This is a genomic window from Mycobacterium hippophais (assembly GCF_027529605.1).
Taxonomy (GTDB): domain Bacteria; phylum Actinomycetota; class Actinomycetes; order Mycobacteriales; family Mycobacteriaceae; genus Mycobacterium; species Mycobacterium arseniciresistens.
The window spans coordinates 98,267-124,681 of sequence record NZ_JAPZPY010000001.1; the positions used below are offsets into that span (position 1 = coordinate 98,267).

The following is a 26,415-nucleotide window of genomic DNA, read 5'->3' on the forward strand; positions in this document are numbered from 1 at the left end:
TAGCATCTCCCCCATGACCGATCAGCGGATTGCCGAACTGGTCGACGAGCTGCCCGACGGCGTCGTCGTCACCGATCCCGACGTCGTCGCCGCCTACCGCCACGACCGCGCCGCCGACCCCGGCGCTGGGACGGCGCTGGCGGTGGTGCGGCCGCGCCGCACCGAGGAGGTGCAGGCGGTGTTGCGGTGGGCCAGTGCGCACGGCGTGCCGGTGGTGCCCCGCGGCATGGGCACCGGGTTGTCGGGCGGGGCGACCGCACTCGACGGCGGCATCGTGCTGTCGACCGAGAAGATGCGCGACATCACCGTCGACCCCGTCACCCGCACCGCGGTGGTGCAACCCGGCCTGCTCAACGCCGAGGTGAAGAAGACGGTGGCCGAGTACGACCTCTGGTACCCGCCCGACCCGTCGTCCTACGAGATCTGCAGCATCGGCGGGAACATCGCGACCAACGCGGGCGGACTGTGCTGCGTGAAGTACGGCGTCACCACGGATTACGTGCTCGGCCTGCAGGTGGTGCTGGCCGACGGCACCGCGGTGCGTCTCGGCGGTCCGCGGCTCAAGGACGTCGCCGGCCTCAGCCTGACGAAGCTGTTCGTCGGCAGCGAGGGCACGCTCGGCGTGATCACCGAGGTCACTCTGAAACTCCTGCCGCCGCAGAAGGTGGCGAGCACGGTGGTCGCCTCGTTCAACTCCGTGGCCGCCGCAGCGGACGCGGTTGTCGAGATCACCGGGAAGATCCGGCCCTCGATGCTCGAGTTCATGGACGCCGTCGCGGTCAACGCCGTCGAGGACAAGCTCAAGATGGGCCTGGACCGCAACGCCGCGGCGATGATGGTCGCGGCGTCCGACGACCGCGGCGCGGCGGGCACCGAGGACGCCGAGTACATGGCCCGGGTGTTCACCGAACACGGTGCGACGGAAGTGTTCTCGACCGCCGACCCGGACGAGGGTGAGGCCTTCGTCGCGGCGCGGCGCTTCGCCATCCCGGCCGTCGAGGCCAAGGGGTCGCTGCTGCTGGAGGACGTCGGGGTGCCGTTGCCCGCGCTGGCCGACCTGGTCGCCGGGGTCGAGAAGCTCGCCGCGCAACACGACGTGATGATCTCGGTGATCGCGCACGCCGGCGACGGCAACACCCATCCGCTGATCGTGTTCGACCCCGCCGACGCCGACATGGCGCAGCGGGCCCAGACCGCATTCGGCGACATCATGGACCTGGCGATCAGCCTCGGCGGGACGATCACCGGCGAGCACGGCGTCGGCAGGTTGAAGCGGCCGTGGCTGGCCGGTCAGGTGGGGCCCGAAGTGATGGCGCTCAACCAGCGCATCAAGGCGGCGCTTGATCCGGCCAACATCCTCAATCCCGGCGCGGCGTTCTAGCTTTCGGATTTCGCGGACTGCTCAGGCGTCGTTGGCGCGGCCGAGGCCGGCGAGGCGGACGAGCGCCGCGAATCCGTCCTCGCTGCCGGGCCAGTGCGCCCGGACGGCGTCGATCCCGGCGCGGCGCACGACGCTGCGCAGCACCGCGGCAACGATGATCGCGTCGTCGGCATATCCGAGAACCGGGATGAAGTCAGGAATCAGGTCGAACGGCAGCGCCAGGTACATCAGCAACAGCGCCAGCCGCACGCGTACGCCGCGAGGCAGTGTCTCGTCGGCGGCAAGGCGGCGGATGAGGCGCAGCGCGTCGGGCAGGATGCGCAGGGCCTCGCGCAGCAGCCCGCCGCGGGGCCGCACCACCACCAGGGCGATGACGAGCGCGAGCCAGGTCAGCACCAGCGCGACGGCGAGGCCGATCGCCAGGTCCCACCACAACGAGCCGGTCATGGCTACCTCACCACCTCAACGCCTCCGCCGTACTGGGATTGGGGTCAACCTACAGCGCGCGGTTTCCCGATCGCTGCCGTAGCTGCGTCGTCGCTCGGCGCCGGCGGCCGTGGAACAAGCTTCAGGTGGTGACGTACATCTCGATCATCTTCAGCAGCCCTGCCTGCACGTCGGGGTCGTCGCTCAGCGGTGCTGCGATCGCAGCGGCTGCAGCCTCGCCGGGTTGGATTCCTGCCGCGATGAGCCTGCCGGCCGCGATCAGCACGCGGGTGGACGCGACCTCGCGAAGCCCCGCGGTCTCCAATCGTCGTATCGCTTGCGCGAAGCGAACCAAGGTCGCAGCCGTCGCTGTGGGAACGCAGGCTTCCCGCTCGACGATCTCGATTTCGGTCTCGGGATCGGGATAGTCGAAATCGATTGCGACCATCCGCTGTCGTGTCGAGTCCTTGAGGTCTTTGAGCACGCTCTGGTATCCGGGGTTGTATGACACCACCAAACCGAAACCCGGCGCTGCGTCCAGCGTCACTCCGAGCCGCTCGATGGGAAGTTGACGTCGATGGTCGGCAAGGGGATGCAGCACCACGGTCGTGTCCTGCCTGGCCTCGACGACCTCGTCCAGGTAGCAGATCGCGCCCTCGCGGACGGCACGGGTGAGCGGGCCGTCCACCCACTCGGTTTCACCGCCGCGGAGCAGGAACCGTCCGACCAGGTCCGCAGTGGTGAGGTCGTCGTGGCACGCCACGGTGATGAGGGGCCGCTTCAGGTCGTGCGCCATGGCCTCGACGAAGCGGGTCTTGCCGCAGCCGGTAGGTCCCTTCAAGACCATTGACAGGCCCTGCGCATACGCCGCCTTGAACAACCGCTCCTCGCTCCCGGAGGTGACGTAGAACGGTCTCGCCGAAACGCTGGTCGCGGCGGCGTCTGGGCGGTCGTGAGTTGTGAAGCTGGTCATGGGATTACCCTTCGGCAGGTGGTGTCGGGGCTCGATCGGAGAACGCGACTAGGAGGTGCGCCGTCGCACCTCGGCCGATCGCAGGGCTGAGCGAACCAGCGCTCCGACGGCGTGGGCGAGCTGCGATTCATCGGCAACCGTGGCATGCGCGGCCGTGCCGAAGACGCGACGCAGAGATTCGGCATCGGTGTTCGCTCCGAAGGTCAGGCAGAGCCCGCCCGTACCGCGAACACGGGTTTCGCCGAGGGCGCGCCGCGCATCCGCTGCGCCATAGTGCCTGTCGTAGCCGTGGTCATAGGCGAGTCCATCGGAGAGCACGACGAGGAGTCGGCGTGAGGTACCACCTCTCGTCTCGAGAACAGCAGCACCATGCCGGATCGCGGCACCGAGGCGCGAGTAAGCGCCAGGGGCCAGTGCGTAGAGCCGCCGAAGCGCGCCTGAGTCGAAGTGATCGTCGAATCGCTTCAGTGGGAACATCTGAACCGCCGACCGGCCCTGAGAGTTGTATGCGTACAGCGCCACCCGGTCACCCAGGTCGTGAAGTGCGGCGGTGATCGCGGCCGCGGCGGCCCGTTGACGCTCGTGCACGGTGCGACCGCTGCCGTCTGACTCCGCGGCAGACCCGGAGATGTCGAGGAGCACCAGAACGGACAGATCACGGCGCCGCCGAAGACTGTCGACGTAGACGTTCTCGTCGACACCTGAGGAGGTGCGCCGCTGAATCTGCAAGTCGATCACCGCGTCTAGGTCGATGTCGTCGCCGGAGGGCTGACGACGGTGCTGGTCGAGGCCGAGATTGAGGCGGGCGAGGGTCCGACGAAGTCGCGGATCGTCACGGACGCGCGGCTCGTGAGATTCCGTTCGGGACGGGTCGATCTCCCTGACCGTGCACCAGTCCTGCCGATAGGACTTGCGGTTGGTGTCCCACTCCGGGTATCGCAGGCCGCCGCTCGTCGTGGCGGCGTCCAAGGATGCGCTGGATGCGGTGGAGAGAACGGAAGTGCCTCTGCGATGGTCATTTCTGCGGCTCAGATGCGTGGGAGTGTCACTCCCGGGGGCGCCGCTCGCATCCCCCCGACGTGAGGACTTCAGGAAGCGTTTCAGCAGCCGTCCCAGCACGCCGGAGGTGCCCCCGACGGAGAACATGTCGACGGCGGCAGCGGCATTGTCATCGTCGAAGCGGTGGTCGTCCAGTTCCTCGAGTTCGCCGTGTTGGCGACTCGGCGCGTATCCTTGGTGGTCCGTTGCCTGCGCGGCTTCTGCGGCCAGCACGGGCTTGATCCGGAGGGCGCCGAAGACCGGCGGAGGATCTCGAACGGGTTCGCGCGACAGCGCGATGCGCAACGAATCGTCCGGTGAGTCGGTGCGATCGGCCATCGACGGGTCGATCACGACTGGAATCCAAGGCGGTAGCAGCGCGCGGTTGACGGTCAGGGCGCGGTGGCCCTCGAGAGCGAGGTAGCGGTTGGCGGCGCCGGTCCGCCGTTTCAACCTGCGTAGGACTTGCGGTGTCAGGCTGCCGGCCGAGATCAAGCTCGCCTGGATGACGACCGACATGATCTGCTCGCGTGCGGTGGCGGCCGCGTCGGGGTGGATGGTGGTGCCGTCGGTCCATGCCGGCTCGCCCGGAGGACCAGCGACGATCCGGACAGTCCTGCCCGACAGCGCGGAGGCGAGCAGGTCGAACTCACGCGGGTCACCGGCGATCGACGCGCGCCCCTCGCCGAGGTCGACCATGGCACTGCCGGGCGCGCGTGTCACTCGCGCCCGGGGCCGCACGGGCCGGCAGGAACGGGCCCTTCGATCACCGGCCGTCCGTCTGGCTGGCCCGACATCCAGGTGTTCCACTTGCCTTCGTAGAAGGGACCTGGATGCCCGGCCATCTCGTAGAAGCCCTGCGGGTCATACACCTTCGTCTCGGGAAACGGCCACGGGCACGCTACGGAGGTCGCGAGCTTTCCCGCCCGCAGGATCATGAACCCGCCCCCGTACACCGCGATGTAGGAGAGGCTCAGTGCGCTGATCATGATGATGAACGACGCGAGTGCGGGTTTGGTGGGAAGCATGCGCAGCCGTTGCGCGAGCTTCTCGGCGTGCGTGCGGCCGGTGTCGTCCCGGTAGATCAGGATCGACGCCGCGATCATCATCGACGTCGCGAGGCCGCTTTCCCACAGGAGGGGGAACTGGTTGTACTGGCCGGCGAAGAGGGACCCGAACTCGGGCACCTGGGTGTAGGCGTACACGCGCTTGCTGACGCAGAAGACCTCGACGACGGCGTCCAGGGCGAAGCCGATCGCGAAGGTGATGGCGCTGAGGGTGATCAACGGATGACGCCACACAAAGCTGTCGACCGAACGGCCTCTCTGGAGCCGCTGCAGGAGGGGAATTGCGACGAAGGCGGGGATGATCAACACCGAGGCGTAGGCAATGCAGACGAACGGCTCGACCAGGGGTGCCAGCGACACCCATGGCCAGTCAACCGGGTAGTGCCACAGATCCGGGCTGAAGGCCGAGTACGACACCCAGTTGGCGAACGGATCGAGCCACACGAGAACCGTTCCCGCGAGCACCATGAGCAGATACGGGTGCTTCGGGTGCTTTCGCCAGCTGTAGGTGAAGGCGGCGACGCCCACCACCATCATCACGGTTGTCCAGATGTTGCACAGTGCAGCCCAGTTCGCCAGCCCGGCCACCGATTCACGCGCCTCATCGCTGACGTCCGGATTCGCGATCCGCGCTTCGCCGGCTCCGACCTGGCCGTTGAGGCCGATCAGGACCAGCATCCCGATGGCGAACAACCACCACAGCACCTTGATCGTGGTGCCCGCACGCGCATCGGGGTCGGCGGGTGTTCGATGCGTCTGCTGATCTGTCATGGCTGGCGGCCTCACCCAACGTCGGAATAGTCCCGCTGCGACTGAGCGGCGGACCATGTCTATCCCGTTTCACTGTCATATGTCAACGAAATGTTGTCGGTACACCGCGCGAAGATGCGCGCCCTATTTTAAAACCCCTCGCCACAGGCTCTTCGGTTCCTCAAGGCCGCGAACATCTACCCTTTCGCTGACATATGAGAATCATCTGCCTCCGTCCTGCACAATGGAGGCGTGCCAGAGAGCCCGAACGGACGCGAAGCCCAGCGCCGTCAGACACGGGAACGGGTGCTCGACGCTGCGGTCGTCGAGTTCAAACGCAACGGAACCGCGGCAGCCGACATCAACGCCGTCGTCGCCGCAGCGGGAGTGGCCCGGTCGACCTTCTACTTCCACTTCCCCACCAAAGAGCACGTGCTGCTGGAACTGATCCGCCGCGAAGAGGCCCACGTGGCGCGAGAACTGAGCCGATTCCTCGACGAGCCGCACGACCTACCCGCCATGTTGACCGAGATCGTCCGGCTGGTCATGGACCTGGAATCTCGCTGGAACGGCAGCCTCTTCCGAGACGTGATCGGCCTCTACTTCTCACCGACCCGCCCAGACGACGACGAGTGGACCGATCACCCTGTGATCGTGTTGCTCGCCGCCGAGATCCTTCGCGCCCGTAATCGCGGCGAGGTACATGCCGACGTCGACGCCTTTCCCAGTTCCGTCTTCTTCCTGCTCGGCCTCTACGCGCTGTTCACCACCACCCGCGACACGACACCCGGCCGGGATGCTCTCCTGGCGAAGTACGTGGCCAGCGCGCTTCGCAGCCTGCAACCCGAGGGATCTACTGACCGAAGACCGTGAACGCGACGCCGCGTTGTTCGAGTCATACGACCCGGCCCGCAGCGAATACCTCATCGAGCAGGTCGAGCACCGCCTGCCACGCTCGTGTCGACGCCAGAGCGTGGTGTCCCACGCCGGGCACAGTGGCAGCACTGTCGCCCGTCGATGAGCCGGCAAGTTCAGTGGGATCTGCCCAGAAAGCGTGCTTGGCTCCGCCATAGATGTTGACGGTCCAGTCAGCTCCGGCCTTCTGAAGTGCGCCGGCGAACTCCATGAGTTGAGCGGGGGTGCACAGTGGATCTTCGGAACCTGTGCACAGCAGGAAGGCGCCGCGCACGTCGGTCCAATCCTCGGTATGGGCAGCGGGCACGCCTGGATGGACCGCGGCCAGTGCCTTGAAAGGAGCCTTGGCCCTGGCCAGTTCCAGCATGATCGAGCCGCCGGCGCCGTAGCCGAGCGCGGCAAGCTGGTCGTGGTCGACGCCGGGAACATCGAGTAGGACGTCGAGGGCAGCACGGCCGATCGCATGCATGCGGGTGGAGTCGGCCAGCAATGGCATGACGCGAGCCAGCATCGCCTGCGGATCGCCGAAATACGTCCGGCCGGCGTGGTAGTCCATCGCGAGGGCGATGTAACCGTGCTCGGCGAGAATGTCGGCGCGGCCGCGTTGATAGTCCTCGAGACCGATCCCGTCATGTCCGATGAGCACAGCCGGCGAGGGTCCCGTGCCGGACGGCCGCGCCAAGTGGGCGATCATCGTCAATCCGTCGACTTCATAGGTGATTTCGCGTGTGACGATCATTCGGTCAGCGTACTGAAGCTCGGTGCGAGCTCAGCCCGTGTTCGCCCGAAGCTGATCGGCCAGTAGGCGCATGCATTCCATGCGTCGAATGCTCGAACACCTATGCTGATGCGCTTCCTCGGCTCTGTTGCGGTGAGATACTCACGCCCCTGCACTGAAATCGCGTGTCGTGGAGAAACGTATGGCGTGCAGGTGCCGCTGCGTCAGACGACCAAACCCCGTTCACACGTTGTTCGAGCGAAGAAGATGCCACTCCCCTGAGAAACTCGCCATTTGGATTGGAAACCTCTAGCGCAGCGGCGCAGGGATCTTTCGGCGATTCGGGGTGGAGGGGTCGCCAGCCCGATCGCACGGTCGCATGGGTGACGCGGCGAGCCTGTCTGCTCCACCCGGCGTGCGCGAGGTGTACTTTTCCTCGACGCTGGGGTGAGTGCGAGCGCTTCTTGTCAGATGTCGCTGCATCTCGACATGCATAGGGCGGTTGAGGCCCGGAAGATGATGTCAACGGGCCTGTCCGGCGGCACCACTGTCAACTGAAGTGCGCCTCTCGAGTGTAACGGTTGCCGAGGCTGCGCTCGGGGCAGTCCGAACGTTTGAGGCGTCGACGGGTCCGGTTTCGCGCAACTCGCAGTGACATCATCGTGCCCAGGCGCATCAATGGACTGTACGGTGGCGCAGCGCTGCCGGTGATGCTGAACGGTAGATCGGTGCCGGCCACCGTGCGCTGATGGCTGAATGTGTCGAACCCGGCCTTCCCGTGATAGGCGCCCATACCGCTGTGGCCGACCCCGCCGAAAGGTGCGGAAGCGGGAATCATCTGCGCTGCAAAGTCATTACGTGCCACAGCGCCGCTGCGGGTGTACCGCACGAAGTAGCGGAAGTTGTCGTCCTCGGGTCCAAACCAGTAGGCCACCAGCGGTGAAGGCCTGGTGTTGATATAGCGAACAACATCACTGAGGTCGGTGTAGTCCCTCACGACCAGGACAGGGCCGAAGATCTCCTCGGTGGCGATTCGCATGTCCTCGCTGACCTCGCGCACGATGGTCGGGGCGATCTTGCGTGTGGCCACATCCGGCAGCACCTCTGCCAGCGGTTCGAGGCTCTCCACGGTGGCACCTTTGGCCTTGGCGTCGCCGATCAGCCCTACCAAACGATCGAAGTTGGGCTCATCCACCGACGAGCAATAGTCACCATTGGTCACGATTGTTGGGAACAAGTCGCGCAAAGTGTCTCGTGCGGTGGCGAGAAATGCCTCGACGTCCGCCCGCGGGACGAAAACGTAGTCAGGGGATACGCAGACCTGTCCCCCATTTATCATCTTGGCTCGGGCGATGCGGGATGCAGATGTGCGAATATCAGCGCTCGGCGCGATGACCACCGGATTCTTACCACCAAGTTCCAGCGTCACCGGCACGAGGTTACGTCCCGCCGCCTGCTGCACCAGAGCGCCTACCGCTGGCGACCCGGTGAAAAACAAGTGATCCAGCGGCAGTGCCGAGAACGCGGCCGCGACATCGACGCCGCCGGTGACTACGCTGAGTTCGTCGGGGTTGAAGTAGTTGTGCGCCAGCGTCTTCATCAGATCCGCAGTCTTGGGCGTGACCTCCGACATCTTGATCATGACCCGGTTGCCGGCGGCCATCGCCGCGGCGGCGGGCAGCACGACCAAATTGAGAGGAAAATTCCACGGACCGATGATCCCGACGACGCCCAGCGGTGTGGGCTGGACCTCGACCCGCAGACCAAACGGGCGCGCGGCCGGCACTAGCCTAGTCGGCCGCATCCATTGCTTTACATGGGCTCTGGTGTGTTCGATGACCGATATCATCCCGAGAATCTCTGTGAACAACGATCCCACCTTCGGGCGGGTGCCGAAGTCGGCGCTCAGTGCGTCGGCGAAGGAGTCGGCGTTCTCGAGAACCAGGGAAACGAGCCGGTCAATTCGATTGAGGCGCAACGCCGCACTGGGGGGACCTTCGGCAACAAATGCCTCGCGTTGACTCTGCAGAATCACGGCGAGTTCTGCAGCCTGGGTGCCCGCATAGTCCGCTCCGTCGCGGATGCCGCTCATCGGTGAATGACCTCGGACGCGCTCGATGATCGCGCCTCCCCGCGCTGAACGAACCCACAATGGATCGGCATTGATGGCGCTCTCCGTCGCTCAGTAGCTGGTTTTCGCCACATCTCTGGTGCATGGTGCGGCTGCGCCAGACGGCGGTGTTGCACTGGACGTTGACGCGGTTGAGCAATCGTCGCGGTGTGCTGGCGTACAGGTGATGTCGACATCGTCGGAGAACTCATCCTTCCAAGGCTGGGCGTACGGCGCGATCGAGTGCGCTTCGCGTTAGTCCGCGACGGCACGGACCGGGGTCAGGTCTGGATTGCCGGGCACACACATGGCACCAAGCCCGTGGAACCGTTCTGTATGGTCGCTGACGATGAGGGCGTCGGCGCAGGCTTCGCGAGCGCTGGCCTTGAAAGCCGCTGCTGCCGAGGTGAGTCGGTGCTCGATGGCAATGAGGTGATGCTTCATCTCCGATGGAGGGTCGCCCCATAAAATGACTTCGGCGCGACCGCGACGCAGCCGCTTGAGGGTGTTCATGTAAATCTCGTCGTCGCGGCTCACTACAGCACTGGACAGAGCCAGTGCGGTGCGCCGCGGCGACAGCGCCAGTGCGGTGATGTCTTCGTATTCGCTTCCCTGGGCGCCGAGAATGCGCAGGGGGCGGCCGTCCGAACCATCCAGTGTGAATACCCGGACTGCCCATCCTTCCCGTACCCGGTCATAAATCAGTCCGCCCGCGGCGCGTACGGCCTCGGTAGCGTCGATCGCCAGGACGTCGAGCGTGTACCTGCAGGATTCCATTGTCGAATAAATGTCCATACTCAGCTGGCCTCCCCGGCAAGAGCTGATATCAGCATTGATCGTGAAAACGATTCTGCGGCCGGGCCTTCGGGGTTCTGGCACCGCACACTTGGTGGTGTGGGTGCAGATCCTGCGGGTGAATCTGCCGACGAACTGCTCATGTCAGGGAATACCGGATCGGCAGGTGCTTGAGACCTCCGACGAAGGTGGTCGCGGTCAACTCAGGTCGGCCAGCGAGCTCAAGGTGCTTGATGCGCGGCAGCAGTTCAGCGAAGAAACTGGTGAGTTCCATGCGGGCCAGGGCCGCGCCGAGGCAGAAGTGAACTCCGTGGCCGAATGCGATGTGTTTGTTGGGGGCTCGAGCGACATCAAACTCGAACGGCTTGTCGAATACGTCGGCGTCACGATTGCCTGAGACGTAGGACAACAGCAGCGCATCACCCGCGCCGATCTGCGCCTCACCGATCTTGCAGTCTCGCGCGGCTGTTCGCATGAACGACTTGACCGGTGTCACCCAGCGGATCATCTCCTCGACCGCTGATGGCAGCAACGCCATGTCAGCGCGCAGCAACCGCAGCTGGTCGGGATTGTCGATCAGTGCTCGCAGTCCGCCCGATATCGTGGCGCTGGTGGTGTCGTGGCCCGCGGTGGCGATGATCAAGTAGTAGGAAACGGCGTCGATGTCGGACAGCAACTCACCATCGATGCGTGCATTGGCGATCGCCGATGCGAGGTCTTCGGTCGGATTCGCCCGTCGTGAAGCAGTGAGGGTCGTGAAGTATTCGAACATCTCCATCAGCGCAGGCAGCGAGTCCTCCAGTGTCTGACCGCGCTGCAGTTCGTCGTCGTCGGATCCGAAGAGTTCTTGGGTCAGCTTGAGCATCATCGGAAAGTCCGCCTCGGGTATGCCGAGAAGCGACATGATCACGAAGAGCGGGTAGTTGACGGCGACATCTTGAACGAAGTCGCCGGCGCCGCTTCCACGGGCCATCTTGTCGACATGGATCTTCGCGAGTTCGTCAACGCGAACCTTTAGCGCGCGCATCGCCCTCGGGCGGAACCAGTCCGTACCGATCGCTCGTACTTTGCGGTGCTCGGGGTCGTCCATGTGGATGAGCGTCTTCACCCCGATCGCCGCCTGCTGCACGTCGCCTTCCCGGGTGACCAGGACTGGACGCGGGCTGTTCGTGAACACGTCGTTTGCGCGCTCCACCGTCATGATGTCGGCGTGCCGTGTGATCGCCCAAAACGGTTGATAGTCGGGGGCATTCACCCAATGCACCGGGGCGTGCGTGCGTAGTTGCTCAAGCGCGGCGTGCAGTCGGTTCTCGTCTTGATAGGCCGACGGATCGGCCAGCACCCGGCCGGCGTCATCGGTGGTGCGGGTCAGCATTGACGTCCTTTCGTTCGGGCCGGTTTGGCCGAGGCCGGGCGCAGGCGTCATCCCGGCATTCCGATCTGTGAACTGTTGCGCGGCGGACCGTCGAGTGGCCCGTATAGCCAGTTCTTGAGTCCTTCGGAGTTCAGCAGGATGCCCGCGTTGCCGTACTTGTTGGGGTCGGCGCCGACGTCGCCGACGACGAACGGCGTCCGGAACTCAGCCGGCTGCTCGGGCAGACCGAGTTCCTTGCAGAAGTCGGCGCCGCCGCTGGACGCCGCGACCTTCGGCAGGTCACCGGGGTAGCGGTAGCGCTCCACACCGAGGGTGATGCCGGCGCTGACGAAGATGCCCGAATACTGCGGCGGGGACTTCGCGAACGGGATCAGCCCGCCGATGCCGCACCAGATCGACTCGCGGTACTTGTTGAGCAGTTCCGTTGTCGGCACCAGCTCGTGCACCAGGTCGGTCAGCGCCTGCTGGTTGCCGCCGATCACCTCGTTTCCGAGGTCGGCCAGACCGATGCTGCTGATAAGGAACGCGTCGAGGTTCTGCTGCTGGTCGACGATCGAGTTGCTCACCGAGGTGGTGCTCTGAATCGTCGACAGCAGATCCGGCGTCGCATCGGCATACGCGGTCAACGTCGGCACCAGGGCCTCCATGTCGCGCGACAGGTTCGGCAGACTCGGCTCGAGCTCGGCGAGCAGCGCGTTGAAATCGACGAGGGTCTTGCCGAACTGCTCGCCGCGTCCGTTGAACGCCGACGAGATCGCCCCCAGCGTCTCGTTGAGCTTCGCAGGGTCGACCTTGTCCAGCACGTTCACCAGTTGCTGGAACACCGTGTTCACCTCGACGGTGACGTGCCGGTTCTCGATGACCTGACCGGCCGCCAGCCGCGTCGGCTCCGGATCGGGCGGCGGCACCAGCTCCACGAACTTGGCGCCGAACACCGTGGTGGAGGCGATGTCGACGAGGACATTCGACGGAATCCATTCCAGCTGGTCGGGATTCATCGCCAGGTGCAGCACGGCCTTGCCGTCGGCGCGTTCCTCGATCGACGACACCTGCCCGACCTCGACGCCGCGCATCTTCACCCGGGCCTCGGGGTTCATCACCAGGCCTGCGCGGTCGGCGATCACCGTCACCGGCACCGTGCTGGTGAAACTGCCACGGAACAGGCCGATCGCCAGGGCGATGATGACCCCGAACACCACGATGGTGCACAGTCCGGCCAGGGCAGAGTAGGTCCGGCCGCCGGTGGTTGTTCGCGCCATGTTCCCCCTAACCCGACGGGTTCGGCTTGGCCGCGGGACGGGCGTAGGCCGGTCGGCCCAAGCCGAGGGCGTATTCGGCGATCATGTTGCGGAACACCTCAAGGGTTCCACCGTAAATTCCGAGAAGCGGCGCGAATCGATACAGATACTCGGCACCGCCGTCATCGGCGCTTCCGTCTGCGTCTTTGGGTAGGGCGGATCGGGCACCGAGCAGATCCATGAGGTCGGGGGCAATGTCGCGCATCGCCTGAGAAATGGCCACGCGGCCGTAGATGTTGGGCGTCGAGAGCGCAGCCTCCAACCGAGCCACGCTGCGACCTAGTCGATACTTGACCGAGTCATCGTCGATGAGGCGGGTACCGCCTGGTTCGACATCGGTGGTGATCGCCGCGATCCGGTCGACCGACTCAGCCATCCACATCGCCTGCGCAGACATGACAGCGATGTCGGCGAGTCCGTTGTTGTCGGCCTCGACCTTGCCGTGTTCAGCGTCCAACGGTTCGCGTACCACCGTCCAGCCACTGTTGACCGCACCCAAACGATACTTGTCGTCGATGCGAACGTCGCTGTAGTACACGATGTTGGTGCGGTCACCATCGACCGTGCGGATTCCCTGGATCTCGATGCCCGGAGTGTTCAACGGAACGAGGAACATGGTCAGACTCTTGTGTTTTGGCGCGTCCGGATCGGTATTGGTGATCAGGAAGACATACTGACAATTGTGTGCACCGGTGGTGAACATTTTGGACCCATTGATCACCCATTGATCGCCCTCGCGGACCGCGCGGGTCTTGCAGGTCGCGATGTCCGATCCGCCCTCGGGTTCGGTGTAGCCCAGGCATAGCCGCACGTGGCCGGTCAGGATGCCCGGCATCACCTCGCTCTTGAGTTCAGCGCTTCCGAACTTATCGACCGAGCGGGCGATCATCCTGGTGGTACCCCAGGTGATGTAGGGCATATGTGCCCGACGCTTCTCCAACTCCCAGAGCCGCCGACGCAGGACACTAAACCCACCCTCGTCTTCGGAATTCCATTCAGCAGCCAGGTATCCCGCTTCCGCGAGGGCCAGGTGCACCTTTTCATCGAAGCCGTCGCCGGTCTCCCGCTCGCGGCGCAACACATCCTCGGTGACCAGGTCCTTCAGCATGCTCCGGGTCTTGTCCAGGAAGGCTCGGTCCTCGTCGACCAGGTCGACGCGCGAAAAGTCCATGTGTGTCCAGTTCCTTTCGTTGTTGACCTCGGTTAGAGCGCGGCGACCGCGCCCTCGCGTGCTGCGACGGTGTCGGCGAGACGCTTCGCGGTAGCAGCGGGATCTCCGCCGGCCAGCGGCCACCCGCGTGCGCGGACCAGGTAGGCGGTGGCGGCCGCCTCGGTCGATACTCCGAGCCCGCCTTGGACGTGGACGGCCATTGTTGCTGCCTTGGCCGCTTCCTCGGCCATGAACCAGAACGCCGACGAGGCCAATTCGGGCCGCTCATCGGGTTCGTTGTCCATGAACCACGCGGCGCGACGGGCGAGGTTGCGGCCACCCTGCACGACAATTGCCATGTTGGCCAGCGGGTGGGAAATGCCCTGCAACGTCGAGATCGGCACCCCGAGGGTGTAGCGGCTCTTGGCGAACTCGGCGGCGATAGTCATGGTTTGCTCGACGAGCCCGACCAACGCCGCCGCTGTCAGCAATCGCCATTCGTCAAGTGCACGTTGATACTCCGCGATAGCCGGAGCGCCGTGGTCGACGGTGGCTCGGTGGGTGGCTGATTCCGGATCGACCCAGGCCATCGGTAGGCGGCCGATGTTGTCGACCATCCTGGGATGGGTGTCAAAGGCCAATTGAACGACATCTTCGTCCACGCGCAGCACTACGTGGTCGGCGATTGCTCCGCTCGGGATGAGCCTGGGCCCGCGATGAACTCCAAGGTGGGGATCGAGCGTGGCGATCTGTGCCCCGTCGACCAAGCTGGAGTTCGGTTCCAGCGCCCCTAGCCGTGCCAGTAATCGGACGGTGCACACGTGGTCGATCCACGGTACGGGCGCCAGAACTCGGCCCAATTCTTCGGCGATCAGGGTGAGGTCGACCAGGGTCGCACCGTCGCCGCCGACTGACTCCGGCAGTGCCATCGTGGTGGCACCGTTGTCACACAACCGTTCCCACAGATGCTTGTCAAACCCAGTCGGTTCTGCAGCGCGGACCGTCTCGATCGGACAGGCTACCGCCAGGAACTGGCGGTAGGAGTCCTGCAATGCCCGGTGATCGTCTGAGAGGCTGTAATCCTGTCGTCGTATCTCGAAGCGATCCATGCTTGCCTATTCCTCCTCGCTGGGGGCGGTCCGCGTCAGTCGCGGTGCGTAAAACGTTTGACAGTCCTGTTCTGCTGAGCTGAGCTGGCGGCGCACTACCTTGCCGCTGGGAGTGCGAGGCAGCGGTCGGTTCCAGATGACGATCTGTTCGGGCAGCTTCCATTTGGCCAGCCCGAACTCCAACAGCTGTTGTGTGACCGCCGAATAGGACAACGTGCTCTGAGACCGTGGATATATGGCCAGCGCAGCCCGCTCCCCTGTTGCCGGGTCCGCGATGGCATATGCCGCGCAGTCGCCGAGTGCCGCGGCCGCCGCGTCGATTTCAGTCAGAGAGACTTTCATGCCCTTGCGGATCGCGACGTCTTTGAGTCGCCCACTGATCCGTACCCGGTGAGCATCGTCGATGACCGCCTGGTCACCCGTGCGTACCCACTGCCCGGAGAACCCAGAATCGTTGTCGCCGGTGTCGAGGTAGCCATGGAATTGATGGGGTCCGCGAATCAACAGCTCGTCGGAGTCACCGACAGCGACCTCCACGCCGGGCAGCGCGGTCCCTTCGTCCTCCAGCGCAGCACCGGACCCCAGCTGCGTCGCAGTGGAGAAAGGCGCCTCCGAGGAGCCGTAAACCCGCACCGGCTCGATGCCGAACCGGCGTGCGTTAGCGAGTACGGGTTGTGTGATCATACTGCCGCCCAGAGCTATACAGCGCAGAGAGAGTTGGTCGATGTTTTGGCGTTGACATTCCGCGAACAGTTCATCGCAAATGATCGGCGCCCCGCCCAGCAAGGTGGCGCGGTTTCGGCGAAGGCGCTCCAGGGAAGCAGACGACTCGAACCGGTCCTCGAGGATCACCGCCGCGTGAATGGCCAGCGCTGTCTCAAGTTGCAGCACACCAGTGATACTTGCCAACGGACTCGACAAGAAGAAGCCGTCCTCACCGGTGACGTTCATCGCCGCTGTCATGTTGGCAACTCCACAGCGCAGGCTGTTGCGGGTATGGACGACGCCCTTGGGCGAGCTCGTCGTGCCGGAGGTGAACACCACGAGCGAAGCGACATCGGGATCGATGATGTGAGCCAGGTCCTCAGGAGCGGAGTCGGTGCACTCGGCGTCATTGTCGAGGTAGAGCACCGGGCAGCGCGCATCCAAGTGCAATCGCGTAGCGTCGGCGCGAGTGGCCCAGGCGATTTTCGGTGCCGCGGCGAACGCCGTATCGACGTCGGCCATTCCGCAGCGCCGGTCCAGCAGGACTGCAACATTGCCGATGAGTTGGGTCGCCAGGTAGCTGGCCGCTGCCGCGTTGGTCAGCGGCGCCACGATGAGCACCGCGTCGTCGGAGGTGACTCCAGCGGCTTTCATCGAGCGTGCCGAGGTACGCACCGCGCCGCTCAGATCCTGGTACGTCCAGTGCAGATTGTTGTCCACCAACGCGGTTCGGGTCCCCCCCGCCGATATGTGGGACAGTCGATCACCGGCGGGAAGTGCTGGCCGCCAGTATCCCTCGCGGTAGAACCGTGACGCGGTTGGCCCGTCTGGTGGCCTGGTGGTGACTATCCGGGTCATGAATCGTGCCCCGCGAACAGTGCTGACAGGTCGTTCTTGCGGATCTTGCCCGAGGAGGTCAAAGGCATGTCGTCGACGAACCTCCAGTGCCGGGGCACCTTGAAGTGCGAGACGCTGCGCCGTGCGTGTTCGATGAGGTCCGTCACGCTCGGTGGTGGTGTTGTCGCCGTTTTGACTACCGCGGCAACCTCTTGACCCCATCGTTGATCTGGTACGCCGAGTACCGCTACAGCGTCTACGCCCGGATGCTTGTGCAAGACGTTCTCCACTTCGCTGGGGTAGACGTTCTCACCGCCGCGGATGATGACCTCCCTGACCCGGCCATGGATGCGCAGCACCCCGGCGGCGTCGAGACTGCCGAGGTCTCCGGTATGCAGTAAGCCCTCCGCGTCGATGACCTCGGCGGTGGCCTCGGGCATCTGCCAATAGCCGTCCATGACCAGCGGTGAGCGCACACAGACTTCGCCGACTTCGCCACTCCCGAGCACGGTTCCGTAACGGTCCAGTATGCGAAGTTCGGTGTGCGGCACGACGACTCCGGCTGTGGTGCACACATGGGCGGCGTCGCCGGCCGGATCGGACTGGGTGATCATCGGGCACTCTGACTGGGCGAATGCAGCCGATACGGTCGCCCCGAGTTCCTGTAATCGCGCTACTAGTGACGGGGGGACGTTGGTGCCCCCCAGTCCGATCGACCGGACCCGCCCGAGCAGTTCCTCGCCACCGGGGGTGTTCAATAGTGCATGGAACATCGTCGGCACACCGCCGGTGCGGGTCGCTCCGGTGGCGCGCATCATCGCGTACTGGCCGACCGGATCGAAGCGCGGCATGACGACGTAATTGCCGCCGGTGGCCATGGCGGCAAGCAAGATCACCACCGAGCCACCCACGTGGCAGAGGGGAATCGGGTTGAGCCAAACGTCGCTGGCATCGGCGCCGACCGTGCAGGCCCGGATGTGTCCGGCGTTGAGTGCGGCACGGTGGCTCAGTGTGGCGCCCTTGGCCCGGCCGGTGGTCCCAGAAGTGAACTGGATTAAGAACGCGTCAGCGGCTGCTACCTCGGGCGCATCGAACTCTGCTGGTCCGCTCGGCTCCGTCGGCACGTCGGCCATGTCGATCACCGCACAGGCGTGGGCATCCGCCAGATTGCGCGCCCGCCCGCGGAGGTCAGTACCTCGAACATCACTGGCGACAAATAGTATTCGCGGTGCCACCAATGACAGCGCGTGTTCGGTCTCCTCATCGGTCCAGGCCGGGTTGAATGGCGCCAGCACCGTGCCGGCCAGGGCCGACGCATACTCGACGATCACCGCCTGGGGACTGTTCGCGGTCCAGACCGCAACTCGGTCGCCGTGACTGGCCATTTGCAGGATGCGGGCGGCGGTCGCCTCGGCTGCCAGCAGCAGCCGGTGGTAGGTCAGTGTCACTATTAGGCCGGGATCTCCGTCGCGCGCCCAGGTCAGTGCTGGTCGCTCAGCGTGCGCTGATGCCTGCCTGCGCAACTGATCTCCGACGCTGATCTCCAGAAGCGGCGCTCCCCCTGCTGCCACTATGGCTTCGGCTGATTGCTTGGTCATCGGGTCGGCACCGGGGCGAGACCCGCGCAGAGGCGGGCGAGTACGGTCGCCGGTCGCGGCGGTGGCACGAATTGGATCACCACATGGTCGGCGCCGGCTTTGCGGTGTTCATCGAGACGGGCATGCAACGCCGCGGGTTCGTCGGCCACCACCAGTGCGTTGACCAGGTCGGCGCTGACGGTATCGATGTCGTGGTCGGTGAAGCCGCACCTGCGTAGATTGCGCCCGTAGTTGGGCATCGATGTACATACCGCCAGGTATTCGCGCACCCTGCTGTCGGCCTCCAGCGCGTCGGCCTCCATCGAGACCAGTTGCGTCGAGGCGATCCACGTCGTCGCGCCAACGAGTGCGCGGGTTACCGCGGTGTGCCGCACCGGACAGAGATAGCTGTGCAGCCCGTGGGTGCGCTCCGCCGCCAGGGCGGACATTCGGGGACCCAGCGCCCCCAGGAAGTAGGGCGGTGATTGTTGGCGGCCAGCGGAGGCCATTGCTTCGAGGTAGTTGTGCATCGTCTGCAGTGGCGGTGCCGTAGCGGCCGTGGGGTCGTCGATCAGATGTGTATGGCTGACACCCAGGCCGAGCAGGAAGCGGCCGGGGAATGCCTCATGCAGCGTTGCCGCCGCCGCGGCCATCGTCCGCGCGGACCGTGCGTGTACGTTGGCGACTCCCAGCGCGACGACAAGATTGGTGGTGGCCTGTAGGTAGAGGGTGGCGCGCACAAAGGGATCCACACCGCTGTAGTCCTGCACCCATATTGTCCGCAGGCCGGCGTATTCGATGTCACGAACGGCTGCCACGGCGTCGGCCGCGGGCATCCGGTCGAGAAACCCGGCCCACACACCGATCCCACCCGGCAACGAGGACGGTTCGGTCACCTCACGACGTCCTGTACCCCAGAATGGCCGCGGCATTGTGTCGCAGGAACTTCGGCCACACCTCGTCCTTGAAAGGGACATTGTTCAGTTCGGCGAATGTACGGCTCAGCTCGATACCGAACGGGAAATACCCGCCGTAGACGATCTTGTCTGCCCCTCTCGTGTTGGCGTAGTCGACGATCGCGGCTGGATAGTGTCTAGGGGCGAAGGCCGTGGTCGAGTAGTAGAGATTGGGCCACTTCAGCATGAGCTTGACGGCCAGCTCCACCCACGGCTCGCCACCGTGGCGCATGACGAAGACCAGGTCCGGGAAGTCGTAGCAGACCTGGTCGATGAGTTCGACCTTCTGTGCGGCCAGTGGGATCCGCGGTCCGGGCACGCCGACGGCGACGAAGACCGGCAGCTGCAGTTCAACGCACGCCGCGTAGATCGGATACGCCCGGCGGTCGTCGATGGGGACCTGCGGGGACACTCCGGAGGGAAACATCGTGACCGCCCGTATCCCGAATTCCTCGACCGCGGATCGAATGGCGCGCACGGAGCCCATTACGTCGTTGGGGTCCACTCCCAGCGATGCCGCGAACCGGTCCGGGTGGGTCTTGAGTGCGATTTTGGTTGCGGGATTGTCCAGGTTGACCAGGCCGATGTCGATGCCGAACTGGTCCATCTGGGCCACGGTCTCCTCCACCGAGCGCTCAGGGGTCAGCTCCATGCCAGCGTTGTTCGGCATGTCTTTGAACATGTAACCGATGGTGTTGTCACGGTGGCTGTCTGGCCGTAGCGCCGCGATCTTGGGGATGTTCGACACGGACCTGAATCCGATCAGGGTATCGATCGGTCGGACGTCGCCAGGGCGGGTCATGAGTCGCCGGGCAGGTCGAACACGCTGAGCGCCGGATCGAGGCCAGGAAACTCGGGTGGACGTTTCTCACGCCAGCTGCGCACCCCTTCGGCGAAGTCCGCGGAGGCAAGTGCGGCTTGCATGTAGGCATCGCTGCGGGCCACCGACCCCGGCAGTGTCGAGCTCAGATCTGTGTAGGTCTGCTGCTTGACCATTGCCATCGCCGCAGGCGAGCATTTGGCCGCCAGATCCGTGGCGTATGCCGTGGCAGCAGAAAGTAGGTCGGCATCGGCGACGACACGATTGACCAGTCCCAGCTCGGCTGCTTCGGCCGAGCGCACCAGCCGCCCCGACAGCAGTAGGTCGTTGGCGATTCCGACACCCACGAGCCTCGGCAGCACCCAGGTCATACCGAGTTCGGCGACCAGGCCGCGCCGCACGAACGCCGTGGCGAACTTGGTAGAGGTCGCAGCGAAGCGGATGTCACACAGCAACGCCAGCTGCATGCCGACGCCGAAGCAGGCTCCGTTCACCGCGGCGATGACCGGCTTGCCGATTGTCATCGCCTTCCAGTAGACCGGCCGGGTCTTCTTGATGGTGTAGGACCCGTTGTCGGCCACGTTGTCCAGGCTGCCGCCGTCGGCGCCCACACAGAAGTCCGGCCCGGCGCCGGTGACGACCAGCACCCGCACCTGTGGGTCGACCGCGAGCCGGTCGAGGGCCGCGAAGAACTCTTCGCCCAGCGCGGGTGTCCAGCCGTTGCCCGGGGGGCGATTGAGCGTCACCGTCGCGACACCATCGGCGACCACACAGTCGATGCCACCGTCAACCGCCCAGAGTTGGGCGTCCGTCTTGGTCACAAGCCGAGCAGTTCAGCGGCGTTGGTGCGCATGATCTTCTGCCGCGTAGTGGCATCGAGATACGAGATTTCCTTCTCGAACTGCAGTGGGTCGGCGAGACCCTCGGCATGCGGCCAGTCCGATCCGAAGAGCACCCGCTCGGCGCCGATCAGATTGACGAGTTCCTCGATGTCGTCTTCGTAGTAGGGCGCAACGAACACGTGCTCGGTGAACGCCTCGATCGGGTCTCCGCTGAAGCCCTCTGGGCTCTGATTGGCATACTTCTTCATGATCTTCAACAGCGGCTTGACCCAGCCGGCACCGTTTTCGATGCTGGCAACGCGCAGCGCAGGATGGCGGGTGAAGACACCGTCGATCACCATGCTGGCCATGGCATCGTGAATAGCCCGGTCGCCCACCACGACTTTGGCGAGTACGTTTGTGCGACCGAACGCCTCGAGGGTGGCCGACCCACCCCACATTGCCGCCATCTGGTGATAGCCGCTGTCGCCGAGGTGGAAGGCCACGGGGACTCTGGCCTCGGCCAGCCGTGCCCACACCGGATCGTGGGCGGGATGCCCCAGCGAGCGTCCCTCACCCGGCGGGACGGGTACTGGGGCGGGGCGCACGTGCACCATGCGTGCACCCAGGGCAAGGACGCGCTCCACTTCGGCGATGGCGGCCTCGGGGTCGGCCAAGCTGATCATCGGGACGGCGTAGATGCGGTTCTGATAGGCGTAGCCCCAGTCATCCTCGAGCCAGCGATTGAATGCATGCAGTTGTGCGACCGTGGCCGGAATATCTTCGCAGAGTGCTTGTTCCAGTCCGACACCGAGAGTCGGCAGCATCACGGCGGCGGCGAGCCCCTGCTCGTCCAGACGGGCGATGCGAGCGTCGCGGTCACGGTACTCGGGTTGCAGCGGCTCCACTTGAAGCAGGGTCTTCCGGCTCTGCCCTTCGGGGATCTGGCCCCGGAAGTACAGATCAAGGCAACCTGGTTTGGTGACGGGGTCGAACGTCGGGTTGGGAACGAAGTGGCTGACCTTCTCCCCGATCACCACCGCCAGACGTCTTCCCTTCTGCATGATCTGCACGCCACGCGTGGCGAAGGCCGGATCCAGATGTCGGGTACAGGCGTCCAACGGCTCGTAGTAGTGGTTGTCGATGTCGATCGGCCGGGTGTCAGTCATGAATGTCTCCTCGAATCAGGGTGCGGGTCTGAGGTTCTCGTAAATTGCGGTGCGGCCCTCTTGCCGGGCACGCAGAGATTCCTTGGTGTCGTCGGGGTGATACATCCCGGATTGCCATAGGGCGACCAGGTCGATGCCATCCTCGACCGAATGCTCCCGAGCGTGGTTGATGACGTGCTTGCTCCCCCACATGGGCAGTGGGCTCTTCGCGGCGACCTCCGACGCGATCTCGGATACCGCGGCGATCATCGTCTCGTGGTCATCGAAGACCTCATTGACGAAACCCACCTGCTCGGCTCGCTCGGCCGCCAACCGCGCACCGCGGAATGCCATTTCGCGGACCAGCCCGTCGGGCATCACCTTCGACAGCCAGTGCAGTTGCCCGACATCAGGGGTGATCGCGATGTTGATTTCCTGGAGAAGGAAGAACGCATCGCGCGTGGCGTAACGCAGGTCGGAGGCCGCCGCGAGTGACACCGCGGCACCGATACAGCCGCCCTGAATGGCGGTGATCACCGGAACCCGCGCCCGCTGTAACGCCAGAAACGTCTCCGGAAGCGAACGGATGCCCTCGTAGAGCAGAGCGCGTTTGCGACCGGGCTCATCACCTTCGCCGCCGGCGCGGAACATCCCGGTGTCGAACACCCCGAGGTCCAGCCCTGCGCAGAAATGCTTGCCGGTGGACGAGATGACAATGACTCGGGCCCGGGCGTTGCGGTCGATGTCCTGGACCAGGGTGCGCAGCTCGGCCCAGAACGATGGGATCAACGAGTTGCGCTGTTCGGGCCGGTTGAGCCGCAGATGGGCGACTTCCCCCTCGAAGCGGACGTCGAAGCACGTCAACGTCATCGCGTCGGTTCTTGTAGCTGTGCGATCACTGGCGCCCAGACCTCAGGTGCGTCCTGGTACGGCACGTTCAGTCGCAGACCGGTGACCAGTCCGCCGAATCGAGTTAGCAGCTCCTCGGCCAGGGTTGCGGCATCCGCGACGACGCCGAGGGTGTTGGCCATTCCGTCGTCGATCAGTGCGGCCATGTCATCCCAGCGATGTGCGCGGGACATTCGGTGGGCTTCGGTGTGGACTTCTTCCCAACCATGGTGCTCGAGCACGCCCCGGTATGCCGGCGTCGAGGCGTAGAACGCCAATTGCTTCTTGAGTTTGTCGATCTCGGGGGTCAGATCCGCACCGGCGGGCCCCGTGGCGAGGAAGACCGGCAGGCATACCTCGATGTCGTCGGTGCGGCCGGCGGTGGCCTTGCCCTTGTGCAGTGCGGGCAGTGTCACCTCAGATAGGTAGGACGCACTGGTGAAGCTGTGGCAGATCACCCCGTCGGCGACTTCACCGGCCGTCTCGGTCATCATTGGCCCGACTGCGGCCAGGAAGACGCGTGGTGGGCCGAAGCGGTTGGGGCCTGGATCGAATAGTGGCGCCGACAACGTGTGGCGATAGAATTCGCCTTCGAACTCGAGTCGCGTGCGCTGGTTCCAGCTCTCCCAGATGGCCTGCAGCGCAAGAATGAACTCGCGCATCCGTGCTGCTGGATGCGACCACGGCATCGAGAATCTGCGAGTGATGTGGGCCTTGATCTGCGAGCCCAGGCCCAGAATGAACCGGCCGCCGGTCAGCTGTTGTAGGTCGTTGGCGGTCATCGCGACGGTCATCGGATTTCGGGCGAACGCAACGGCGATGTTGGTCCCAAGCTCGATGTCAGCAGCGCCGGCGGCCAAGGCGAGTGCGAGGAATGGGTCGTGGGAGGTTTCCGCGGCAAACAGGCGGTCGTAACCGACTGCCGCGGCGGCTCGGGCGCTGTCGGCCACCGATCCATGTCGATCGAAGTCCAACTGCAGGCCACCGTCAACCTTCACCTGTTTCCTCACTCCCTTGACGCGTACCTGCTGAGAATATGGTCGTTCTCGGACAAAATGCAACCTGCAGTGCAAAATCTATTTTCTTGATAACTTGTCGAAGAGGCGTCGCAGCACGAAGGAGTTCACTGGTGGATCTGTTCGACCTCACTGGCCGAGTGGCGGTGGTGACCGGCTCGACTAAGGGGCTGGGCCGGGCGATGGCTGAGGGCTTCGCCCGTGCCGGAGCATCAGTAGTGGTCAGCAGCCGTGATCAGGGACGGTGTGACGCCGTCGCCGCCGACATCGCAGGTGCCACCGGAGTGGACGTGCTGGGGATGGCGTGGCACGCCGGGGACTGGGATGGCGCAGCCACCTTCGTCGACCGGGTGGCCGAGAGGTTCGGGCGCATCGACGTACTGGTCAACAACGCGGGGATCAACCCTGCCGGCCAGACCGCTGCCGCGGTACCCCTGGAACTGTGGCGCAAGGTGTTCGCCGTCAACCTGGAGGGACCGCTGCGGATGAGCCAATGCGTGGCGCCGGTGATGCGTGACGGCAGCGGCGGCAGCATCATCCACATCGGCACGATGGCCGCGTACGCGACGACCTCGACGTCAGTGGCTTACGGCGCATCCAAGGCGGCGCTGCGCAACCTCACGGTGACGATGGCGCGCGAATGGGCGCCGTGGAAGATCCGGGTCAACATCTTGAGCCCGGGCCCGTTCGCGACTGACATGACCCGTGGCGCCGATCGCGCCAAGCCTGGGTTCTTCGAGATGCTGGCCGCACTGAACCCACAGCAGCGGGTGGCCGACGCGACCGAGATCGTCGGTCCAGCATTGTATCTGGCCAGCGACGCATCCTCATTCGTCACCGGTGACGACCTGACCGTGAGCGGAGGAATGCGCAAGTGAGTCACGCCAATGCCGCGGACCCGACAGTGGCGCCAGACAGCCGAGCGATGGGGGCATACCTCGTTCGCGACGGCGGCGTGATCGTGCCCACCTCGGTGGCTCAGGGCCCGTGGGGGGGCGCTGTCTCGGGGCACGTCCTTAGCGGGCTCCTGGGCGCGACGTTGGAGCGTACTGCCGGCGACGCCGCCTTCCAGCCAGCGAGGCTGACCGTCGACCTGCTGCGGCCGGCCCTGATGGAGCCCGTCGACGTGGATGCCGAGCTGGTCCGCGCGGGTGGTCGCATTCGGCTGGCCGACGCCACGTTGACGCAGCGCGGAAACCTCATCGCCCGCGCCAGTGCGGTGTTCCTGCGCCGTGGCGAACACCCGGACCAACAGGTGTGGTCACGCGAGGTCACCATCCCTGCCCCGCCGGTGCCGATGCCACACAGTGAGCAGTCGCCGTTCGCAGTGCACGCGAGTGGATGGGGCGCCGACAAGCGCCGATCCGACGGATCAGCGCCAAAGTTCGCCTGGCTGCGCGAAACCCGGCCCTTGATCGACGGCGAGGTACTGAGCCGCTTCACCAGGGCGGCGATGGCTGGTGATGTCACGAGCACCGTCATGCACTGGGGTACCGCAGGGATGCGGTTCATCAACATCGATTGCACAGTGACGCTGAGCCGGCTACCCGAAAGCGAATTGGTGGGCATTGCGGCACAATCACACCTTGGCCACGACGGCGTGGCCACCGGTGTCGCGACCCTGTTCGACGCCATCGGTCCGATCGGCCACGCGATGGCGACGGCACTGGCCGACTCCCGGTTCAGCTCACCGTTCGCTCGTTGAGTCGGCACTCTGAGGGCGACCAGACCTGAGGCGCTAGGACGCCGGAGTGACACCGTTGAGCAGGACGTCCAACAACTCGTCGGCGATCTCGCCAGGCGCGTTGGGGCCACCCGGCTTGTACCAGTTGGTGACCCAGTGGGTTGCGCCGGCGATGAAGTGGCGCAGCAGGTCCAGGTCGATCTCGGGCCGAATTTCCCCAGCGGCCTGCGCCTCGCTGAGCAACCGGGACCACATGTCCCGAATGTCACGGCGATGTCGACGGATCTCATCGCGAATGCGTGCGGGATCTTGGTCAATGACCCGGGCGTAGGCCACCGAATAGTCATCTGCGCTGGTGCTCAATTCCACCGAAACGCGGATGGCTTCACGAACTTTGGCCAGAGGCGTGCTGTCCGCCGGCAGAGCTGCGATCGCCGTGGTGATCCGGCCGTAATACCGGTCAAGCGAGGTGATGATGACCTCGTTGATGAGATCTTCGCGGGAGGGAAAGTAATAGTAGATGCTCGCTGCATAGATCCCGACCTCGTTGGCGACCTCCTGCAACGGGAAGTCCGCCGACCCACGGGCAACCAAGAGTTTCGCCGCGGCGTCCAGTATTCGCTGACGCTTCGCGATGGATTTGGCACGGGTAGGTCCACGCCCCGCAACCGCCTCGTCAGTCTCGGCGGGCAGGGCCGAACCGGGATTCCCGGCGACTTCCGTCCGGCGTTGCAGTGAGCGGCCAGTCATCGGAAGTCCCATCACCAGGTCGAGTCGACTTTCTGCGGTCTCTGCAGGTAGATGCTGGCATACCAGCACCACACGTGCACAATCCCCATGCCATAGTGCAAAATACAC

24 protein-coding genes are annotated in these 26,415 nt (G+C 64.9%); 4 read left to right on the top strand and 20 right to left on the bottom strand.

Annotated elements, in window-relative coordinates; translation table 11 throughout:
• The first annotated feature begins 13 nt into the window (after positions 1-13).
• Positions 14-1,381: an FAD-binding oxidoreductase gene (locus tag O6P37_RS00485; RefSeq protein WP_269892240.1), complete on the top strand. Its 1,368-nt coding sequence runs from the start codon at positions 14-16 to the stop codon at positions 1,379-1,381.
• A 21-nt stretch (positions 1,382-1,402) separates the two neighbouring features.
• Here the strand turns inward: O6P37_RS00485 and O6P37_RS00490 are convergent, their stop codons facing one another.
• The 4 genes from O6P37_RS00490 to O6P37_RS00505 all read right to left on the bottom strand — a co-directional run bounded on the left by O6P37_RS00490 (position 1,403) and on the right by O6P37_RS00505 (position 5,578).
• Positions 1,403-1,828 (bottom strand): YkvA family protein, encoded by a 426-nt coding sequence (locus O6P37_RS00490; protein ID WP_269892241.1) that lies wholly within the window; start codon positions 1,826-1,828, stop codon positions 1,403-1,405.
• A gap of 121 nt (positions 1,829-1,949) precedes the next feature.
• A complete protein-coding gene (locus O6P37_RS00495; RefSeq protein ID WP_269892242.1) occupies positions 1,950-2,780 on the bottom strand; it encodes a CbbQ/NirQ/NorQ/GpvN family protein in 831 nt (276 codons plus the stop codon).
• Positions 2,781-2,828: 48 nt separating this feature from the next.
• Positions 2,829-4,517, bottom strand: coding sequence for a nitric oxide reductase activation protein NorD (locus tag O6P37_RS00500; RefSeq protein ID WP_269892243.1), 1,689 nt, complete (start codon positions 4,515-4,517; stop codon positions 2,829-2,831).
• A 20-nt stretch (positions 4,518-4,537) separates the two neighbouring features.
• On the bottom strand, positions 4,538-5,578 hold the full coding sequence (locus O6P37_RS00505) for a spirocyclase AveC family protein (protein WP_269892244.1): 1,041 nt from the start codon (positions 5,576-5,578) through the stop codon (positions 4,538-4,540).
• Between the two features lie 309 nt (positions 5,579-5,887).
• On the opposite strand from O6P37_RS00505, the gene O6P37_RS00510 reads away from it, so the two are divergent.
• Positions 5,888-6,508, top strand: coding sequence for a TetR/AcrR family transcriptional regulator (locus O6P37_RS00510; RefSeq protein ID WP_269892245.1), 621 nt, complete (start codon positions 5,888-5,890; stop codon positions 6,506-6,508).
• 22 nt (positions 6,509-6,530) lie between these two features.
• Here the strand turns inward: O6P37_RS00510 and O6P37_RS00515 are convergent, their stop codons facing one another.
• The 15 genes from O6P37_RS00515 to O6P37_RS00585 all read right to left on the bottom strand — a co-directional run bounded on the left by O6P37_RS00515 (position 6,531) and on the right by O6P37_RS00585 (position 23,855).
• Positions 6,531-7,289, bottom strand: coding sequence for a dienelactone hydrolase family protein (locus O6P37_RS00515; protein WP_269892246.1), 759 nt, complete (start codon positions 7,287-7,289; stop codon positions 6,531-6,533).
• A gap of 529 nt (positions 7,290-7,818) precedes the next feature.
• On the bottom strand, positions 7,819-9,360 hold the full coding sequence (locus tag O6P37_RS00520) for an aldehyde dehydrogenase family protein (RefSeq protein ID WP_269892247.1): 1,542 nt from the start codon (positions 9,358-9,360) through the stop codon (positions 7,819-7,821).
• A gap of 273 nt (positions 9,361-9,633) precedes the next feature.
• Positions 9,634-10,173 (bottom strand): hypothetical protein, encoded by a 540-nt coding sequence (locus O6P37_RS00525; protein ID WP_269892248.1) that lies wholly within the window; start codon positions 10,171-10,173, stop codon positions 9,634-9,636.
• A 139-nt stretch (positions 10,174-10,312) separates the two neighbouring features.
• Entirely contained in the window at positions 10,313-11,548 is a 1,236-nt protein-coding gene (locus O6P37_RS00530; protein WP_269892249.1) for a cytochrome P450, read from the bottom strand.
• A gap of 47 nt (positions 11,549-11,595) precedes the next feature.
• A complete protein-coding gene (locus O6P37_RS00535; RefSeq protein ID WP_269892250.1) occupies positions 11,596-12,807 on the bottom strand; it encodes an MCE family protein in 1,212 nt (403 codons plus the stop codon).
• A gap of 7 nt (positions 12,808-12,814) precedes the next feature.
• Positions 12,815-14,017 (bottom strand): acyl-CoA dehydrogenase family protein, encoded by a 1,203-nt coding sequence (locus tag O6P37_RS00540; RefSeq protein ID WP_269892251.1) that lies wholly within the window; start codon positions 14,015-14,017, stop codon positions 12,815-12,817.
• A 32-nt stretch (positions 14,018-14,049) separates the two neighbouring features.
• Positions 14,050-15,105, bottom strand: a complete 1,056-nt coding sequence (locus O6P37_RS00545; protein ID WP_269892252.1) for an acyl-CoA dehydrogenase family protein — start codon at positions 15,103-15,105, stop codon at positions 14,050-14,052.
• Positions 15,106-15,111: 6 nt separating this feature from the next.
• Entirely contained in the window at positions 15,112-16,668 is a 1,557-nt protein-coding gene (locus O6P37_RS00550; protein WP_269892253.1) for a class I adenylate-forming enzyme family protein, read from the bottom strand.
• Positions 16,665-18,245, bottom strand: a complete 1,581-nt coding sequence (locus O6P37_RS00555; RefSeq protein ID WP_269892254.1) for a class I adenylate-forming enzyme family protein — start codon at positions 18,243-18,245, stop codon at positions 16,665-16,667. Before O6P37_RS00555 ends, O6P37_RS00550 begins: the two co-directional genes overlap by 4 nt.
• Entirely contained in the window at positions 18,242-19,060 is an 819-nt protein-coding gene (locus O6P37_RS00560) for an LLM class flavin-dependent oxidoreductase (protein WP_269892255.1), read from the bottom strand. The genes O6P37_RS00555 and O6P37_RS00560 overlap by 4 nt, the downstream gene beginning before the upstream one ends.
• 61 nt (positions 19,061-19,121) lie before the next feature.
• Positions 19,122-19,850, bottom strand: a complete 729-nt coding sequence (locus O6P37_RS00565; RefSeq protein ID WP_269892256.1) for an amidohydrolase family protein — start codon at positions 19,848-19,850, stop codon at positions 19,122-19,124.
• 128 nt (positions 19,851-19,978) lie between these two features.
• On the bottom strand, positions 19,979-20,779 hold the full coding sequence (locus O6P37_RS00570) for an enoyl-CoA hydratase-related protein (RefSeq protein ID WP_408633105.1): 801 nt from the start codon (positions 20,777-20,779) through the stop codon (positions 19,979-19,981).
• Between the two features lie 38 nt (positions 20,780-20,817).
• Positions 20,818-21,990: an amidohydrolase family protein gene (locus O6P37_RS00575; RefSeq protein ID WP_269892258.1), complete on the bottom strand. Its 1,173-nt coding sequence runs from the start codon at positions 21,988-21,990 to the stop codon at positions 20,818-20,820.
• A gap of 15 nt (positions 21,991-22,005) precedes the next feature.
• Entirely contained in the window at positions 22,006-22,833 is an 828-nt protein-coding gene (locus tag O6P37_RS00580) for an enoyl-CoA hydratase-related protein (RefSeq protein WP_269892259.1), read from the bottom strand.
• 2 nt (positions 22,834-22,835) lie between these two features.
• Positions 22,836-23,855 carry a TIGR03617 family F420-dependent LLM class oxidoreductase gene (locus tag O6P37_RS00585; protein ID WP_269892260.1) on the bottom strand — a complete coding sequence of 340 codons (1,020 nt, stop codon included), beginning with the start codon at positions 23,853-23,855 and terminating at the stop codon, positions 22,836-22,838.
• 131 nt (positions 23,856-23,986) lie between these two features.
• Here O6P37_RS00585 and O6P37_RS00590 point away from each other — a divergent pair, with 131 nt between their 5' ends.
• Both O6P37_RS00590 and O6P37_RS00595 read left to right on the top strand, forming a co-directional pair.
• Entirely contained in the window at positions 23,987-24,751 is a 765-nt protein-coding gene (locus O6P37_RS00590; RefSeq protein WP_269892261.1) for an SDR family NAD(P)-dependent oxidoreductase, read from the top strand.
• Positions 24,752-24,798: 47 nt separating this feature from the next.
• A complete protein-coding gene (locus O6P37_RS00595) occupies positions 24,799-25,578 on the top strand; it encodes a thioesterase family protein (protein WP_269892262.1) in 780 nt (259 codons plus the stop codon).
• Between the two features lie 33 nt (positions 25,579-25,611).
• On the opposite strand, the gene O6P37_RS00600 is transcribed toward O6P37_RS00595, so the two are convergent.
• A complete protein-coding gene (locus tag O6P37_RS00600) occupies positions 25,612-26,379 on the bottom strand; it encodes a TetR/AcrR family transcriptional regulator (protein ID WP_269892263.1) in 768 nt (255 codons plus the stop codon).
• Positions 26,380-26,415 lie beyond the last annotated feature (36 nt).

Excerpts from the sequence above, each read along its gene's own strand:
- O6P37_RS00490 (WP_269892241.1), bottom strand. The coding sequence starts at position 1,828 with ATGACCGGCTCGTTGTGGTGGGACCTGGCGATCGGCCTCGCCGTCGCG.
- O6P37_RS00520 (WP_269892247.1), bottom strand. The coding sequence starts at position 9,360 with ATGAGCGGCATCCGCGACGGAGCGGACTATGCGGGCACCCAGGCTGCA.
- O6P37_RS00595 (WP_269892262.1), top strand. The coding sequence starts at position 24,799 with ATGGGGGCATACCTCGTTCGCGACGGCGGCGTGATCGTGCCCACCTCG.
- O6P37_RS00525 (WP_269892248.1), bottom strand. The coding sequence starts at position 10,173 with ATGGACATTTATTCGACAATGGAATCCTGCAGGTACACGCTCGACGTC.
- O6P37_RS00535 (WP_269892250.1), bottom strand. The coding sequence starts at position 12,807 with ATGGCGCGAACAACCACCGGCGGCCGGACCTACTCTGCCCTGGCCGGA.
- O6P37_RS00530 (WP_269892249.1), bottom strand. The coding sequence starts at position 11,548 with ATGCTGACCCGCACCACCGATGACGCCGGCCGGGTGCTGGCCGATCCG.
- O6P37_RS00555 (WP_269892254.1), bottom strand. The coding sequence starts at position 18,245 with ATGACCAAGCAATCAGCCGAAGCCATAGTGGCAGCAGGGGGAGCGCCG.
- O6P37_RS00550 (WP_269892253.1), bottom strand. The coding sequence starts at position 16,668 with ATGACCCGGATAGTCACCACCAGGCCACCAGACGGGCCAACCGCGTCA.
- O6P37_RS00515 (WP_269892246.1), bottom strand. The coding sequence starts at position 7,289 with ATGATCGTCACACGCGAAATCACCTATGAAGTCGACGGATTGACGATG.
- O6P37_RS00545 (WP_269892252.1), bottom strand. The coding sequence starts at position 15,105 with ATGGATCGCTTCGAGATACGACGACAGGATTACAGCCTCTCAGACGAT.
- O6P37_RS00565 (WP_269892256.1), bottom strand. The coding sequence starts at position 19,850 with ATGCCGAACAACGCTGGCATGGAGCTGACCCCTGAGCGCTCGGTGGAG.
- O6P37_RS00575 (WP_269892258.1), bottom strand. The coding sequence starts at position 21,990 with ATGACTGACACCCGGCCGATCGACATCGACAACCACTACTACGAGCCG.
- O6P37_RS00560 (WP_269892255.1), bottom strand. The coding sequence starts at position 19,060 with ATGCCCGCGGCCGACGCCGTGGCAGCCGTTCGTGACATCGAATACGCC.
- O6P37_RS00485 (WP_269892240.1), top strand. The coding sequence starts at position 14 with ATGACCGATCAGCGGATTGCCGAACTGGTCGACGAGCTGCCCGACGGC.
- O6P37_RS00495 (WP_269892242.1), bottom strand. The coding sequence starts at position 2,780 with ATGACCAGCTTCACAACTCACGACCGCCCAGACGCCGCCGCGACCAGC.
- O6P37_RS00540 (WP_269892251.1), bottom strand. The coding sequence starts at position 14,017 with ATGGACTTTTCGCGCGTCGACCTGGTCGACGAGGACCGAGCCTTCCTG.
- O6P37_RS00500 (WP_269892243.1), bottom strand. The coding sequence starts at position 4,517 with ATGGTCGACCTCGGCGAGGGGCGCGCGTCGATCGCCGGTGACCCGCGT.